This is a genomic window from Pseudomonas sp. YuFO8, assembly GCF_035065025.1.
Classification (GTDB): Bacteria; Pseudomonadota; Gammaproteobacteria; order Pseudomonadales; family Pseudomonadaceae; genus Aquipseudomonas; species Aquipseudomonas putida_AE.
This window is the reverse complement of record NZ_JAXDEQ010000030.1, coordinates 13,054-28,208: the sequence shown is the minus strand read 5'-3', so window position 1 is coordinate 28,208 and position 15,155 is coordinate 13,054. Positions and strand designations below refer to the sequence as shown.

The following is a 15,155-nucleotide window of genomic DNA, read 5'->3' as shown; positions in this document are numbered from 1 at the left end:
TTTTCATGTATGATACGCGCCCCATTTCGTTGCCCGACTGTCCGAGAACACCCCATGCAGCTTTCTTCGCTCACTGCGGTTTCCCCTGTTGACGGCCGCTACGCCGGCAAAACCCAGGCCCTGCGCCCAATTTTCAGCGAGTACGGCCTGATCCGTGCCCGCGTCCTGGTTGAAGTGCGCTGGCTCCAGCGCCTGGCCGCTCACCCTGCCATCAGCGAAGTGCCGGCGTTCTCCGCCGAAGCCAACGCTGTGCTGAACACCCTGGCGGAAAACTTCTCCCTGGAGCACGCCGAGCGTGTCAAAGAGATCGAGCGCACCACCAACCACGACGTAAAAGCCATCGAATACCTGCTCAAGGAGCAGGCGGCCAAGCTGCCGGAACTGGCCAAGGTCAGCGAATTCATCCACTTTGCCTGCACCAGCGAGGACATCAACAACCTGTCCCACGCCCTGATGCTGCGCGAAGGCCGTGATGATGTGATGCTGCCGCTGATGCGCCAGACCGCCAACGCCATCCGCGAACTGGCCATCCGTTTCGCCGACGTGCCGATGCTGTCGCGCACTCACGGTCAACCGGCTTCGCCGACCACCCTGGGTAAAGAGCTGGCGAACGTGGTTTACCGTCTGGAGCGCCAGATCGCTCAAGTCGCTGCCGTACCGCTGCTGGGCAAGATCAACGGCGCTGTGGGCAACTACAACGCGCACCTGTCGGCCTACCCTGAGATTGACTGGGAAGCCAACGCTCGCGCTTTCATCGAAGACGAGCTGGGCCTGGGCTTCAACCCGTACACCACGCAGATCGAACCGCACGACTACATCGCCGAGCTGTTCGACGCCATCGCGCGCTTCAACACCATCCTGATCGACTTCGACCGCGACATCTGGGGCTACATCTCCCTGGGTTACTTCAAGCAGCGCACCATCGCTGGCGAAATCGGTTCGTCGACCATGCCGCACAAGGTCAACCCGATCGACTTCGAAAACTCCGAAGGCAACCTGGGTATTGCCAACGCACTGTTCCAGCACCTGGCGAGCAAACTGCCGATCTCCCGCTGGCAGCGCGACCTGACCGACTCCACCGTACTGCGCAACCTCGGTGTCGGCTTCGCCCACAGCGTGATCGCGTACGAAGCCAGCCTCAAAGGCATCAGCAAGCTGGAGCTCAACGAGCAGAAGATTGCCGCTGACCTGGACGCTTGCTGGGAAGTGCTGGCCGAGCCGATCCAGACCGTGATGCGTCGCTACAACATCGAAAACCCGTACGAAAAGCTGAAAGAATTGACCCGTGGCAAGGGCATCAGCCCTGAAGCGCTGCAGACTTTCATCGACGGCCTGGACATGCCAGCCGCGGCCAAGGCCGAGCTGAAACTGCTCACCCCGGCCAACTACATTGGCAACGCTGTAGCGCAAGCCAAGCGCATCTGATCGACCGCTAGACCCGTTTAAGACGCCCGGCCGCGCCGGGCGTTTTTATTCCCGTATGAAAAGTGCTTTTTTTCAATAGGTTACACATGAATCCTGACATTCCTCTTCAACTTCTGGGCGGCATCACGGCACGCGAGTTCCTGCGCGACTACTGGCAGAAAAAACCGTTGCTGATCCGTCAGGCGATTCCCGATTTCGAAAGCCCGATCGACGCCGACGAACTAGCCGGCCTGGCGCTGGAAGAAGAAGTCGAATCGCGTCTGGTGATCGAGAACGGCGAGCGCCCTTGGGAATTGCGTCGCGGCCCGTTCGCCGAAGACGAATTCAGCAAACTGCCGGAACGCGAGTGGACCCTGCTGGTACAAGCCGTGGACCAGTTCGTGCCGGAAGTCAGCGAACTGCTGGAAAACTTCCGCTTCCTGCCGAGCTGGCGCATCGACGACGTGATGATCAGCTTCGCCGCCCCCGGTGGCAGCGTCGGTCCGCACTTCGACAACTACGACGTGTTCCTGCTGCAAGGCCACGGCAAGCGCAACTGGAAAATTGGCCAGATGTGCGACTCCGAAAGCCCGCTGCTGCAACACGCGGACCTGCGCATCCTCGCCGAATTCGAAGCCACCGATGAGTGGGTCCTGGAACCGGGCGACATGCTCTACCTGCCGCCGCGCCTGGCCCATTGCGGGGTGGCCGTCGATGACTGCCTGACCTACTCGGTCGGTTTCCGTGCACCGAGCGCCGCTGAAGTGCTGACCCACTTCACCGACTTCCTCAGCCAGTTCCTGCCGGACGAAGAGCGCTACACCGACGCCGACGCCCAGCCGGTGGCGGATCCGCATCAGATCCAGCACGACGCCCTCGATCGCCTCAAAGGCCTGCTGGCCGAGCACATGAACGACGAGCGCCTGCTGCTGACCTGGTTCGGCCAGTTCATGACCGAGCCGCGTTACCCGGAACTGGTGGTCGGCCCGGAAGATCTCGAAGAAGACGACGTCCTCGGCGCGCTGGAACAAGGCGCGGTGCTGATCCGCAATCCAAGCGCACGCTTGGCCTGGTCGGAAGTCGATGACGACCTGCTGCTGTTCGCCAGCGGCCAGAGCCGTTACCTGCCGGGCAAACTGCGCGAGTTGTTGAAGATGATCTGCGCGGCCGACGCCTTGCACGTCGACAACCTGGGTGACTGGCTGGCCGACGAAGACGGCCGCGGCCTGCTGTGCGAACTGGTCAAGCAAGGAAGCCTGGGGTTTGCCGATGAATAAGATTCACGTACGTGTCGCAGACTGGCAGAAAGACAACGCCGAGATCCGGCGCATTCGTGAAGCGGTGTTCGTCGCCGAGCAATCCGTTCCGCCCGAGCTGGAATGGGATGCCGATGATGTGACGGCCGTGCATTTCCTCGCCCTCGAAGGCGACTTTCCCGTGGGCACCGCCCGCCTGCTGCCCGACGGTCACGTCGGCCGGGTGTCGGTCCTCAAGGACTGGCGCGGTCTGAAAGTCGGCGATGCACTGATGCACGCGGTGATCGGCGAAGCCGAAGAGCGCGGGCTGAAGCAGCAGATGCTCAGCGCCCAGGTGCAAGCCACGGCGTTCTATGAGCGCCTGGGCTTTCACATGGTCAGCGAGGAGTTCCTGGAAGCAGGGATTCCGCATGTGGACATGGTTCGCCATTCGGCCTGATACCGAGTCGCGGCCTTCGCGAGCAAGCCCGCTGCCACAATTGGAATGCATTCCCCTGTGGAAGCGGGCTTGCTCGCGAAGAGGCCAGTAGGCACACCACAAAACGCCCCGCCATCACGCGATGCCGGGGCGTTTTGCTGTCTAGCATTAAACTTGCCCCCTCCCAGGCCGACACACTGCTATCACCCAAACCTGTAGGAGCGAGCTTGCTCGCGATGTAGGTGAACGATGACGCGTGCTGCCTGAAGCAACGTGTCGCGATCAAGTTTTTCGCGAGCAAGCTCGCTCCTACAGACATCCCAGGCCGACAAACTGGCAATATCAACATTTTGAAGCTGGCGGAGATAACGGATATGTCCCTACGCACCCTGCTCACCACACTGCTGGTGACCTGCAGTTTACCGCTCATGGCCGCCACCGAAATCGTGCCGCTGAACTACCACACCAGCGCCGACATGTTGCCGGTGGCGCAGGATTTCATCGGCAAGGACGGCCAGGTCAGCGCCTACGGCAATCAGCTGATCGTCAATGCCGATCAGCGCAAGATCGACGAACTTAAGGCCTTGATCGGTCAACTCGACACCGCGCCCAAACGCCTGTTGATTACCGTCGACACCAACGAAAACAACTCCCAGGGCAATCAGGGTTATTCGGTCAACGGCGCCAAACCGGGCCAGACCCGCATCATCAGCCACAGCACCGACAGCCGGGACGGTGGCATCCAGCAGGTCCAGGCCACCGACGGCATGCCAGCGCTGATCCAGGTGGGCCAAAGCGTACCGCTGACGAGCAGCCAGACCGACTCCTACGGCGACCTGCGCAGCCAGACCGAATACCGCAACGTCACCCAGGGCTTCTACGTCACCGCCAACGTCACCGGCGAGATCGTTCACCTGTCGATCAGCACAAACCGTGACCGAATGAGCCAGGAACGTCCCGATGTAGTGAACGTGCAAAGCACCGACACAACCGTCACCGGCCGCCTGGGCGAGTGGATCCTGCTGGCCGGGGTCAACGGTCAGACCCAGGCCGACAAACAGGGCGGGAGCCGCAGCTACTCGACCCAGAGCCGCAACGACATGACCTTGCGGGTGAAAGTCGATACTTTGGACTAAAGCCCCGAAAACTGACTGAGGAGTCGTATTAGACCAAAGATGTAGTGCTTGAAAAAAAGCACTACAAAACGTTTGACGAGCCAAAAAAGCAAAGGCATGATGGCCTCGCTCCCGCTAATCAGGGGCCCTGGCAAGGGCCTTCGAGGCGATGTTCGCATCTACCCCGCGAACCGCTTCGTGTCTGTACCGCCCACAAGGTGTGTTTGACGAGGTTGCCGACTGGAACGAAGTTGTCCCGAGGGACGGAAGCGTATTTAGGTAAACCCGGCATCACACTGAAGTTCGCACCAAGGCCCACGACGCCCGAATGCGCCCGCCAGTTCGCCCTTACCTGCTCACTTCCCCTCGAGCCCATCGTTCATCCCGTCGCCATCCCCGCCGAACCCGACTTGACCACCTAAGCTTCTGGTCAGCGAGCGCAGGAATTTTCCACCGCAGAACAACTTTTCATAAAGACGCGACGAGGTTTATCTCCCATGGCACTGACACGCGAACAGCAAATTGCAGCCCTCGAAAAAGACTGGGCTGAGAACCCGCGCTGGAAAGGCGTGACACGCACTTACTCCGCTGCTGACGTCGTCCGCCTGCGTGGCTCGGTTCAACCTGAGCACACCTTTGCAAAAATGGGCGCCGAGAAGCTGTGGAACCTGGTTACCCAGGGTGCCAAGCCCGCCTTCCGTCCTGAGAAAGATTTCGTCAACTGCATGGGCGCCCTGACCGGCGGCCAGGCTGTACAACAAGTCAAAGCCGGTATCCAGGCAATCTACCTGTCGGGCTGGCAAGTGGCTGCGGACAACAACTCCGCCGAATCGATGTACCCGGACCAGTCTCTGTACCCGGTTGACTCGGTACCGACCGTGGTCAAGCGCATCAACAACTCGTTCCGTCGCGCCGACCAGATCCAGTGGAAAGCCGGCAAGAACCCGGGCGACGCTGGCTACATCGACTACTTCGCGCCAATCGTGGCTGACGCCGAAGCCGGTTTCGGCGGCGTACTGAACGCCTACGAGCTGATGAAGAGCATGATCGAAGCAGGCGCCGCCGGCGTTCACTTCGAAGACCAACTGGCTTCCGTGAAGAAATGCGGCCACATGGGCGGCAAGGTACTGGTTCCTACCCAGGAAGCCGTACAGAAGCTGACCGCTGCCCGTCTGGCAGCCGACGTTGCCGGTACCCCGACCATCATCCTGGCCCGTACCGACGCCAACGCCGCTGACCTGCTGACCTCCGACTGCGACCCGTACGACCAGCCATTCGTGACTGGCGAACGTACCCAGGAAGGTTTCTACAAGGTGCGCGCCGGCCTGGATCAAGCCATCGCCCGCGGCCTGGCCTACGCTCCGTACGCCGACCTGATCTGGTGCGAAACTGCCAAGCCGGACCTGGACGAGGCCCGTCGCTTCGCTGAAGCGATCAAGAAGGAATACCCGGACCAACTGCTGTCGTACAACTGCTCGCCTTCCTTCAACTGGAAGAAAAACCTGGACGACGCGACCATCGCCAAGTTCCAGCGCGAACTGTCCGCCATGGGCTACAAGCACCAGTTCATCACCCTGGCCGGCATTCACAACATGTGGCACAGCATGTTCAACCTGGCGCACGACTACGCCCGCAACGACATGACTGCCTACGTGAAGCTGCAAGAGCAAGAGTTCGCTGATGCTGCCAAGGGTTACACCTTCGTGGCTCACCAGCAGGAAGTGGGCACCGGCTACTTCGACGACATGACCACCGTGATCCAGGGTGGCTCGTCTTCGGTAACCGCGCTGACCGGTTCGACCGAAGAAGAACAGTTCCACTGATCTGCTTCACTTGAGACATCAGCCGCCGCGGGCCTTATAGAAAGCTAACCGCAGCGCTGCACACCTGACGCCCCGACTGGTTCGGGGCGTTTTTTTGCCCGCAATTCCCCATACACAACAAAACCCTGTAATGCGCAAATAAGACAACTTCCCCACCCTAAACCCACTAAACAGTTTAAAAACCGGCACAAACAATATTGATTATCATTTAGCGAAAACTATGTTCGTTACATTCCTTACAAAACATAATTCCCGAAATGCCGGCTAATGCCCGCAACGCAAGGGCTACGGCGCTTTTACCGCTCGCTATGTCCTTATTCCTATAAATAATTTCGCTATAGGAATTTTACTTGCTGGGTGTTTAGCCATAAAATCAGCGGGATTGATTGCTGCGACATATCGTCACTGCTTTGTTACTTTTTCAAGCTCAGAGACCTTTGCTCTCTGTTAAGGATTACCAGCATGCCCGAAGCGACAGGACTCATGGCCCACAACTGGGGCTTTGCCATTTTCCTTCTAGGCGTCGGCGGCCTCTGCGCCTTCATGCTCGGTGTCTCCAGCCTACTCGGGTCAAAAGCCTGGGGCCGCAGCAAAAACGAACCGTTCGAGTCCGGCATGCTACCTACAGGTGGCGCCCGCTTGCGGCTCTCAGCCAAATTCTATCTGGTCGCGATGCTGTTCGTGATCTTCGATATCGAAGCCCTCTTTCTCTTTGCATGGTCTGTGTCCGTCCGCGAAAGCGGCTGGACCGGATTCGTCGAAGCTCTCGTTTTCATAGCAATTCTGTTGGCAGGTCTTGTCTACCTATTCCGAGTGGGTGCCCTTGACTGGGCTCCGGAAGCTCGGCGCAAGCGGCAAGCGAAGCTGAAACAATGAGGCTTTGGCAATGCAATACAATCTCACCAGGATCGACCCCGATGCTCCTAACGAGCAGTATCCGATTGGCCAGCGGGAAACCGTTTCCGATCCGTTAGAAGATCAAGTCCACAAAAACATCTTCATGGGCAAGCTCGAAGACGTGCTTAACGGCACGATCAACTGGGGGCGCAAGAACTCCCTGTGGCCGTACAACTTCGGCCTTTCGTGCTGCTACGTGGAAATGACCACCGCCTTCACGGCGCCCCACGACATCGCGCGCTTTGGCGCCGAGGTTATCCGGGCATCGCCGCGCCAGGCGGATTTCATGGTTATCGCCGGTACCTGCTTCATCAAGATGGCGCCGATCATCCAGCGTCTCTACGAGCAAATGCTCGAACCTAAATGGGTCATCTCCATGGGTTCGTGCGCCAACTCCGGTGGCATGTACGACATCTACTCCGTCGTTCAAGGGGTGGACAAGTTCCTGCCCGTGGACGTCTACGTGCCTGGCTGCCCGCCCCGTCCTGAAGCTTTCCTGCAAGGTTTGATGCTGCTGCAGGAGTCGATTGGACAGGAGCGTCGTCCGCTTTCCTGGGTCGTTGGTGATCAAGGCGTCTACCGCGCCGAGATGCCTTCGGAGAAGGAAAAGCGCCGCGAACAGCGAATCGCAGTCACCAACCTGCGCAGCCCCGACGAAGTCTGATCCAGATCTGCTTCTTTAATAGAACGAGACACTGGCTTCATTCTTTACGTTGACCGAAAGCGATAAAATAACCATGACTACAGGCAGTGCTCTGTACATCCCGCCTTACAAGGCAGACGACCAGGATGTGGTCGTCGAACTGAACAACCGTTTTGGCCCGGAGGCGTTCACCGCCCAGCCTACCCGCACCGGCATGCCGGTGCTTTGGGTTGCCCGTGCCAAACTCGTCGAAGTCCTGACATTCCTGCGCAACCTGCCCAAGCCGTACGTCATGCTCTATGACCTGCACGGCGTGGACGAGCGTCTGCGTACCAAGCGTCAAGGGCTGCCGAACGGCGTCGACTTCTCCGTGTTCTACCACTTGATGTCGATCGAGCGTAATAGTGACGTAATGATCAAGGTCGCCTTGTCCGAGAGCGACCTCAGCCTGCCGACCGTCACCAGCATCTGGCCGAACGCCAACTGGTACGAGCGTGAAGTCTGGGACATGTACGGCATCGACTTCAAAGGTCACCCGCACCTGTCGCGCATCATGATGCCGCCGACCTGGGAAGGTCACCCGCTGCGCAAGGACTTCCCGGCCCGTGCCACCGAGTTCGACCCGTTCACCCTGAACCTGGCCAAGCAGCAACTCGAGGAAGAGTCCGCGCGCTTCAAGCCGGAAGACTGGGGCATGAAGCGTTCCGGCCCGAACGAGGACTACATGTTCCTCAACCTCGGCCCGAACCACCCTTCGGCGCACGGTGCATTCCGCATCATCCTGCAGCTGGACGGTGAAGAGATCGTCGACTGCGTTCCGGACATCGGTTACCACCACCGTGGCGCCGAGAAGATGGCCGAGCGTCAGTCCTGGCACAGCTTCATCCCGTACACCGACCGTATCGACTACCTCGGCGGCGTGATGAACAACCTGCCGTACGTGCTCTCGGTCGAGAAGCTGGCCGGCATCAAGGTGCCCGAGAAAGTCGACGTCATCCGCATCATGATGGCTGAGTTCTTCCGGATCACCAGCCACCTGCTGTTCCTGGGTACCTACATCCAGGACGTCGGCGCCATGACCCCGGTGTTCTTCACCTTCACCGACCGCCAGAAAGCGTACACGGTGATCGAAGCCATCACCGGTTTCCGCCTGCACCCGGCCTGGTACCGCATCGGTGGCGTCGCCCACGACCTGCCGCGCGGCTGGGAAAAACTGGTCAAGGATTTCGTCGAGTGGATGCCCAAGCGCCTGGACGAATACCAGAAAGCCGCACTGGACAACAGCATCCTGCGCGGCCGGACCATCGGCGTCGCCGACTACAACACCAAGCAAGCCCTGGAATGGGGCGTCACCGGTGCAGGCCTGCGTGCCACCGGTTGCGACTTCGACCTGCGTAAGGCGCGTCCGTACTCGGGCTACGAGAACTTCGAGTTCGAAGTGCCGCTGGCCGCCAATGGCGATGCCTACGACCGTTGCATCGTGCGCGTCGAAGAGATGCGCCAGAGCATCCGGATCATCGACCAGTGCATGCGCAACATGCCGGAAGGCCCGTACAAGGCGGATCACCCGCTGACCACGCCGCCACCGAAAGAGCGCACGCTGCAGCACATCGAAACCTTGATCACGCACTTCCTGCAGGTTTCGTGGGGCCCGGTCATGCCGGCCAACGAATCCTTCCAGATGATCGAAGCGACCAAGGGCATCAACAGTTATTACCTGACGAGCGATGGCGGCACCATGAGCTACCGCACCCGGATTCGTACCCCAAGCTTCCCGCACCTGCAGCAGATCCCTTCGGTGATCAAAGGCAGCATGGTCGCGGACTTGATCGCGTACCTGGGTAGTATCGATTTCGTTATGGCCGACGTGGACCGCTAAGCATGAACAGCACGCTTATCCAGACAGACCGTTTCACCTTGAGTGAAACCGAGCGCTCGGCCATCGAGCACGAGTTGCATCACTACGAAGACCCGCGCGCGGCGTCGATCGAAGCCTTGAAGATCGTCCAGAAGGAACGTGGCTGGGTGCCGGATGGCGCCCTGTACGCCATCGGCGAGATCCTCGGCATCCCGGCCAGCGACGTGGAAGGCGTGGCGACGTTCTATAGCCAGATCTTCCGTCAGCCGGTTGGCCGCCACATCATTCGCGTCTGCGACAGCATGGTCTGCTACATCGGCGGCCATGAATCCGTGGTCAGCGAAATCCAGAGCAAACTCGGCATCGGCCTGGGTCAGACCACCACCGATGGTCGTTTCACCCTGCTGCCGGTCTGCTGCCTCGGCAACTGCGACAAGGCGCCGGCGTTGATGATCGACGACGACACTTTCGGGGATGTGCAGCCAGCAGGCGTTGCCAAATTGCTCGAGGGCTACGTATGACCCTGACTTCCTTCGGTCCAGCCAATCGCATCAAGCGTTCGGCCGAGACTCACCCGCTCACCTGGCGTCTGCGTGACGACGGCGAAGCCGTCTGGCTCGACGAGTACCAGGCCAAGAACGGTTACGCCGCTGCGCGCAAGGCCTTCGCCGACATGGCCCAGGACGACATCGTCCAGACCGTGAAAGACGCAGGCCTCAAGGGCCGCGGCGGTGCAGGCTTCCCCACGGGCGTGAAGTGGGGCCTGATGCCCAAGGACGAATCCATCAACATCCGCTACCTGCTGTGCAACGCGGATGAAATGGAGCCGAACACCTGGAAAGACCGCATGCTGATGGAGCAACTGCCCCATCTGCTGATCGAAGGCATGCTGATCAGTGCCCGCGCGCTGAAAACCTACCGTGGCTACATCTTCCTGCGTGGCGAGTACACCACCGCCGCCAAGCACCTCAACCGTGCCGTGGAAGAAGCCAAGGCTGCAGGCCTGTTGGGCAAGAACATCCTGGGTTCGGGTTTTGATTTCGAGCTGTTCGTCCACACCGGTGCCGGGCGTTACATCTGCGGTGAAGAAACCGCACTGATCAACTCCCTCGAAGGCCGTCGCGCCAACCCGCGCTCCAAGCCGCCCTTCCCTGCCGCCGTTGGCGTGTGGGGCAAGCCGACCTGCGTGAACAACGTCGAGACCCTGTGCAACGTGCCGGCGATCATTGCCGACGGCGTGGACTGGTACAAATCCCTGGCCCGCGAAGGCAGCGAAGACATGGGCACCAAGCTCATGGGCTTCTCCGGCAAGGTCAAGAACCCGGGCCTGTGGGAACTGCCATTCGGCGTCACCGGTCGCGAGTTGTTCGAAGACTACGCCGGCGGCATGCGCGACGGCTTCAAGCTCAAGGCCTGGCAGCCAGGCGGCGCCGGTACCGGCTTCCTGTTGCCGGAACACCTGGACGCACAAATGTACGCCGGCGGCATCGCCAAGGTGGGTACCCGTATGGGTACCGGCCTGGCCATGGCGGTGGACGACAGTGTCAACATGGTGTCCCTGCTGCGCAACATGGAGCAGTTCTTCGCCCGCGAATCCTGTGGTTTCTGCACCCCGTGCCGCGATGGCCTGCCATGGAGCGTCAAGCTCCTGATGGCCATCGAGAACGGTGAAGGCCAGCCAGGCGACATCGAGACCCTGCTGGGTCTGGTCGGCTTCCTCGGCCCAGGCAAGACCTTCTGTGCTCACGCACCGGGCGCCGTGGAGCCATTGGGCAGCGCAATCAAATACTTCCGCCATGAGTTCGAAGCCGGTATCGCGCCTGTCAGCGCCGCCGTCCCGCCTCTGGCAAGGCCGATCGTAGTCGGCGCGTAAACGCTTAAAAAAGGCGAAGGGTCCGTGCCCTTCGCTTTTCGTGCGATGACGCCTTTACCGGCTGTGTTGATTCGCGCGGATAACAAGATTCCATTAGCCACGCCCGCTGACACCGGGCCAACGAAGAACTTTGAACCATGGCCACTATCCACGTAGACGGCAAAGCGCTCGAAGTCGATGGGGCAGACAACCTGTTACAGGCATGTCTGTCTCTGGGCCTCGATATTCCGTATTTCTGCTGGCACCCTGCCCTTGGCAGCGTTGGCGCTTGCCGCCAGTGCGCGGTCAAGCAGTACACCGACGAGAACGACACCCGTGGTCGTATCGTCATGTCCTGCATGACCCCTGCCACCGACAACACCTGGATCTCCATCGAAGATGAAGAATCCAAGGCCTTCCGCGCCAGTGTTGTCGAATGGCTGATGACCAACCACCCTCACGACTGCCCGGTCTGTGAAGAAGGCGGTCACTGCCACCTGCAAGACATGACGGTAATGACCGGCCATAACGAGCGCCGTTACCGCTTCACCAAGCGTACCCACCAGAACCAGCAACTGGGCCCGTTCATTTCCCACGAGATGAACCGCTGCATCGCCTGCTACCGCTGCGTGCGCTTCTATAAGGACTACGCCGGCGGCACCGACCTCGGCGTATTCGGCGCCCACGACAACGTGTACTTCGGTCGCGTTGAAGACGGCACCCTCGAAAGCGAGTTCTCCGGCAACCTCACCGAGGTCTGCCCGACCGGTGTGTTCACCGACAAGACTCACTCCGAGCGCTACAACCGTAAGTGGGACATGCAGTTCTCGCCGAGCATCTGCCATGGCTGCTCCAGCGGTTGCAACATCTCCCCGGGCGAGCGTTACGGCGAACTGCGTCGTATCGAAAACCGTTTCAACGGTTCGGTAAACCAGTACTTCCTGTGCGACCGTGGCCGTTTCGGCTATGGCTACGTCAACCGCGAAGACCGCCCGCGTCAGCCGCTGCTGGCCAATGGTGCCAAGCTGAGCCTGGACGAAGCCCTGGATAAAGCCGCCGACCTGCTGCGCGGTCGCAACATCGTCGGTATCGGTTCGCCACGCGCCAGCCTCGAAAGCAACTACGCGTTGCGCGAACTGGTCGGTGCCGAGCACTTCTACTCGGGTATCGAAGCTGCCGAGCTGGACCGCATCCGTCTGGTCCTGCAAGTGCTCAAAGACAGCCCGTTGCCAGTACCGAACATGCGCGACATCGAAGACCACGACGCCATCTTCGTCCTCGGCGAAGACCTGACCCAGACTGCTGCGCGCATGGCCCTGTCCCTGCGTCAATCGGTCAAGGGCAAGGCCGAAGACATGGCCGACGCCATGCGCGTCCAGCCATGGCTCGACGCCGCGGTGAAGAACATCGGCCAGCACGCGCTGAACCCGCTGTTCATCGCCAGCCTGGCTGAGACCAAGCTCGACGACATCGCTGAAGAGTGCGTACACGCCGCTCCAGACGACCTGGCCCGCATCGGTTTCGCCGTGGCTCACGCCCTCGATGCCAGCGCGCCTGCCGTTGAAGGCCTGGACGCTGAAGCCCTCGAACTGGCCAAGCGCATTGCCGACGCCCTGCTCGCCGCCAAGCGCCCACTGATCATCGCCGGTACTTCCCTGGGCTCCAAAGCCCTGATCGAAGCCGCCGCGAACATCGCCAAAGCCCTGAAGCTGCGCGAGAAGAACGGTTCCATCAGCCTGATCGTGCCAGAAGCCAACAGCCTCGGCCTGGCCATGCTCGGTGGCGAGTCGGTCGACGCTGCGCTGCAAGCAGTCATCGACGGTAAAGCCGACGCCATCGTCGTGCTGGAAAACGATCTGTACACCCGTACCGACAAGGCCAAGGTCGATGCTGCCCTGAGCGCGACCAAAGTGCTGATCGTCGCCGACCACCAGAAGACCGCCACCAGCGATCGCGCGCAACTGGTCCTGCCAGCCGCCAGCTTTGCTGAAGGCGACGGTACCCTGGTCAGCCAGGAAGGCCGCGCCCAGCGTTTCTTCCAGGTTTTCGATCCGAAGTACATGGATGCGAGCATCCTGGTTCACGAAGGCTGGCGCTGGCTGCATGCCCTGCGCGCGACCCTGCTGAACCAGCCGATCGACTGGACCCAACTGGACCACGTCACCGCTGCCGTCGCTTCCAGCACCTCGATCCTGAACCGCATCGTCGATGCCGCACCGTCCGCCGCGTTCCGCATCAAGGGCATGAAACTGGCCCGTGAACCGCTGCGCTACTCCGGTCGTACCGCCATGCGCGCCGACATCAGCGTGCACGAACCGCGTACCCCGCAGGACAAGGACACCGCGTTCGCCTTCTCCATGGAAGGTTACTCGGGTTCCGCCGAACCGCGTCAGCAAGTGCCCTTCGCCTGGTCTCCGGGCTGGAACTCGCCGCAGGCCTGGAACAAGTTCCAGGACGAAGTCGGTGGTCACATCCGTGCTGGCGACCCGGGCACCCGCCTGATCGAAAGCACCGGCGACTCGTTGAACTGGTTCGCCAGTGTTCCGCGCGCGTTCAACCCGGCTCCAGGTACCTGGCAGGTCGTGCCGTTCTTCCACCTGTTCGGCAGCGAAGAGAACTCTTCGAAAGCCGCGCCGGTCCAGGAACGCATCCCGGCTGCCTATGTTGCCCTGGCCAAGTCCGAAGCCGATCGCCTCGGTGTCAACGACGGTGCCCTGCTGAGCTTGAACGTGGCTGGCCAGACCCTGCGTCTGCCGCTGCGCATCAACGAAGAACTGGGCGCCGGTCTGGTGGCATTGCCTGCGGGCATCGCCGGCATTCCGCCAGCCATCTTTGGCAAATCCGTTGACGGTCTGCAGGAGGCAGCTCAATGACCTGGTTCACTCCTGAGGTGATCGACATCATCCTCGCGGTCCTCAAGGCCGTGGTGATCCTGCTCGCCGTGGTGGTCTGCGGCGCCCTGCTCAGCTGGGTCGAGCGTCGTCTGCTCGCCCTCTGGCAGGACCGTTACGGTCCGAACCGTGTGGGTCCGTTCGGCGCGTTCCAGATCGCCGCCGACATGATCAAGATGTTCTTCAAGGAAGACTGGACGCCTCCGTTCGCCGACAAGATGATCTTCACCCTGGCACCGGTAGTCGCCATGAGCGCCCTGCTGATTGCCTTCGCGATCATCCCGATCACCCCGACCTGGGGCGTGGCGGACCTGAACATCGGCATCCTGTTCTTCTTCGCCATGGCCGGTTTGTCGGTCTACGCGGTGTTGTTCGCCGGTTGGTCGAGCAACAACAAGTTCGCCCTGCTGGGCAGCTTGCGTGCCTCGGCGCAGACCGTGTCGTACGAAGTGTTCATGGGCCTGTCGCTGATGGGCATCGTGATCCAGGTCGGCTCGTTCAACATGCGCGACATCGTCGACTACCAGGCGCAGAACCTGTGGTTCATCATTCCGCAGATCTTCGGTTTCCTGACCTTCTTCATCGCTGGCGTGGCCGTGACTCACCGTCACCCGTTCGACCAGCCGGAAGCGGAACAGGAACTGGCCGACGGTTACCACATTGAATACGCCGGCATGAAATGGGGCATGTTCTTCGTCGGCGAGTACATCGGCATCGTGTTGATTTCGGCGCTGCTGGTGACCTTGTTCTTCGGTGGCTGGCACGGTCCGTTCGGCATCCTGCCGCAGATCCCGTTCATCTGGTTCGCACTGAAAACCGCGTTCTTCATCATGATCTTCATCCTGCTGCGCGCTTCGATTCCGCGCCCACGGTATGACCAAGTGATGGATTTCAGCTGGAAGTTCTGCTTGCCGCTGACCCTCGTCAACATGCTGGTGACCGCTGCGATCGTGTTGCTCAACACGCCCGCCGTCGCGGCTCAGTGAGGATAGAGAATC

The 15,155-nt window shown here is 60.6% G+C and carries 12 protein-coding genes; all 12 read left to right on the top strand.

Features of this window, described 5'->3' with window-relative positions; translation table 11 throughout:
* Positions 1–54: 54 nt before the first annotated feature.
* The 12 genes from purB (at position 55) to nuoH (ending at position 15,143) form a co-directional block, all read left to right on the top strand.
* Positions 55–1,425 carry an adenylosuccinate lyase gene (gene purB, locus SOP95_RS22800; RefSeq protein WP_007940861.1) on the top strand — a complete coding sequence of 457 codons (1,371 nt, stop codon included), beginning with the start codon at positions 55–57 and terminating at the stop codon, positions 1,423–1,425.
* Positions 1,426–1,511: 86 nt separating this feature from the next.
* Entirely contained in the window at positions 1,512–2,681 is a 1,170-nt protein-coding gene (locus tag SOP95_RS22795; protein ID WP_323608409.1) for a ribosomal protein uL16 3-hydroxylase, read from the top strand.
* Entirely contained in the window at positions 2,674–3,099 is a 426-nt protein-coding gene (locus tag SOP95_RS22790) for a GNAT family N-acetyltransferase (protein WP_032831798.1), read from the top strand. Before SOP95_RS22795 ends, SOP95_RS22790 begins: the two co-directional genes overlap by 8 nt.
* 353 nt (positions 3,100–3,452) lie before the next feature.
* Complete coding sequence (locus SOP95_RS22785) at positions 3,453–4,214, top strand: secretin N-terminal domain-containing protein (protein ID WP_274074758.1); 762 nt, start codon at positions 3,453–3,455, stop codon at positions 4,212–4,214.
* Between the two features lie 476 nt (positions 4,215–4,690).
* A complete protein-coding gene (gene aceA / locus SOP95_RS22780) occupies positions 4,691–6,016 on the top strand; it encodes an isocitrate lyase (RefSeq protein WP_007970439.1) in 1,326 nt (441 codons plus the stop codon).
* Positions 6,017–6,478: 462 nt separating this feature from the next.
* Positions 6,479–6,892, top strand: a complete 414-nt coding sequence (locus SOP95_RS22775) for an NADH-quinone oxidoreductase subunit A (protein ID WP_007905050.1) — start codon at positions 6,479–6,481, stop codon at positions 6,890–6,892.
* A 10-nt stretch (positions 6,893–6,902) separates the two neighbouring features.
* Positions 6,903–7,577, top strand: coding sequence for a NuoB/complex I 20 kDa subunit family protein (locus SOP95_RS22770; protein WP_046037844.1), 675 nt, complete (start codon positions 6,903–6,905; stop codon positions 7,575–7,577).
* Between the two features lie 73 nt (positions 7,578–7,650).
* Positions 7,651–9,435: an NADH-quinone oxidoreductase subunit C/D gene (gene nuoC / locus SOP95_RS22765; RefSeq protein ID WP_274074757.1), complete on the top strand. Its 1,785-nt coding sequence runs from the start codon at positions 7,651–7,653 to the stop codon at positions 9,433–9,435.
* A gap of 2 nt (positions 9,436–9,437) precedes the next feature.
* Positions 9,438–9,935: an NADH-quinone oxidoreductase subunit NuoE gene (gene nuoE, locus SOP95_RS22760; RefSeq protein WP_008053447.1), complete on the top strand. Its 498-nt coding sequence runs from the start codon at positions 9,438–9,440 to the stop codon at positions 9,933–9,935.
* Positions 9,932–11,287 (top strand): NADH-quinone oxidoreductase subunit NuoF, encoded by a 1,356-nt coding sequence (gene nuoF / locus SOP95_RS22755; RefSeq protein ID WP_034146908.1) that lies wholly within the window; start codon positions 9,932–9,934, stop codon positions 11,285–11,287. The genes nuoE and nuoF overlap by 4 nt, the downstream gene beginning before the upstream one ends.
* 137 nt (positions 11,288–11,424) lie before the next feature.
* Complete coding sequence (gene nuoG, locus SOP95_RS22750; protein ID WP_323608399.1) at positions 11,425–14,139, top strand: NADH-quinone oxidoreductase subunit NuoG; 2,715 nt, start codon at positions 11,425–11,427, stop codon at positions 14,137–14,139.
* A complete protein-coding gene (gene nuoH / locus SOP95_RS22745; RefSeq protein WP_274074755.1) occupies positions 14,136–15,143 on the top strand; it encodes an NADH-quinone oxidoreductase subunit NuoH in 1,008 nt (335 codons plus the stop codon). Before nuoG ends, nuoH begins: the two co-directional genes overlap by 4 nt.
* The last annotated feature ends 12 nt before the right edge of the window (positions 15,144–15,155 follow it).

Coding starts and splice junctions, on each gene's coding strand:
- nuoC (WP_274074757.1), top strand. CDS start 7,651: ATGACTACAGGCAGTGCTCTGTACATCCCGCCTTACAAGGCAGACGAC.
- SOP95_RS22795 (WP_323608409.1), top strand. CDS start 1,512: ATGAATCCTGACATTCCTCTTCAACTTCTGGGCGGCATCACGGCACGC.
- SOP95_RS22770 (WP_046037844.1), top strand. CDS start 6,903: ATGCAATACAATCTCACCAGGATCGACCCCGATGCTCCTAACGAGCAG.
- SOP95_RS22775 (WP_007905050.1), top strand. CDS start 6,479: ATGCCCGAAGCGACAGGACTCATGGCCCACAACTGGGGCTTTGCCATT.
- aceA (WP_007970439.1), top strand. CDS start 4,691: ATGGCACTGACACGCGAACAGCAAATTGCAGCCCTCGAAAAAGACTGG.
- SOP95_RS22785 (WP_274074758.1), top strand. CDS start 3,453: ATGTCCCTACGCACCCTGCTCACCACACTGCTGGTGACCTGCAGTTTA.
- nuoH (WP_274074755.1), top strand. CDS start 14,136: ATGACCTGGTTCACTCCTGAGGTGATCGACATCATCCTCGCGGTCCTC.
- nuoE (WP_008053447.1), top strand. CDS start 9,438: ATGAACAGCACGCTTATCCAGACAGACCGTTTCACCTTGAGTGAAACC.
- nuoG (WP_323608399.1), top strand. CDS start 11,425: ATGGCCACTATCCACGTAGACGGCAAAGCGCTCGAAGTCGATGGGGCA.
- SOP95_RS22790 (WP_032831798.1), top strand. CDS start 2,674: ATGAATAAGATTCACGTACGTGTCGCAGACTGGCAGAAAGACAACGCC.
- nuoF (WP_034146908.1), top strand. CDS start 9,932: ATGACCCTGACTTCCTTCGGTCCAGCCAATCGCATCAAGCGTTCGGCC.
- purB (WP_007940861.1), top strand. CDS start 55: ATGCAGCTTTCTTCGCTCACTGCGGTTTCCCCTGTTGACGGCCGCTAC.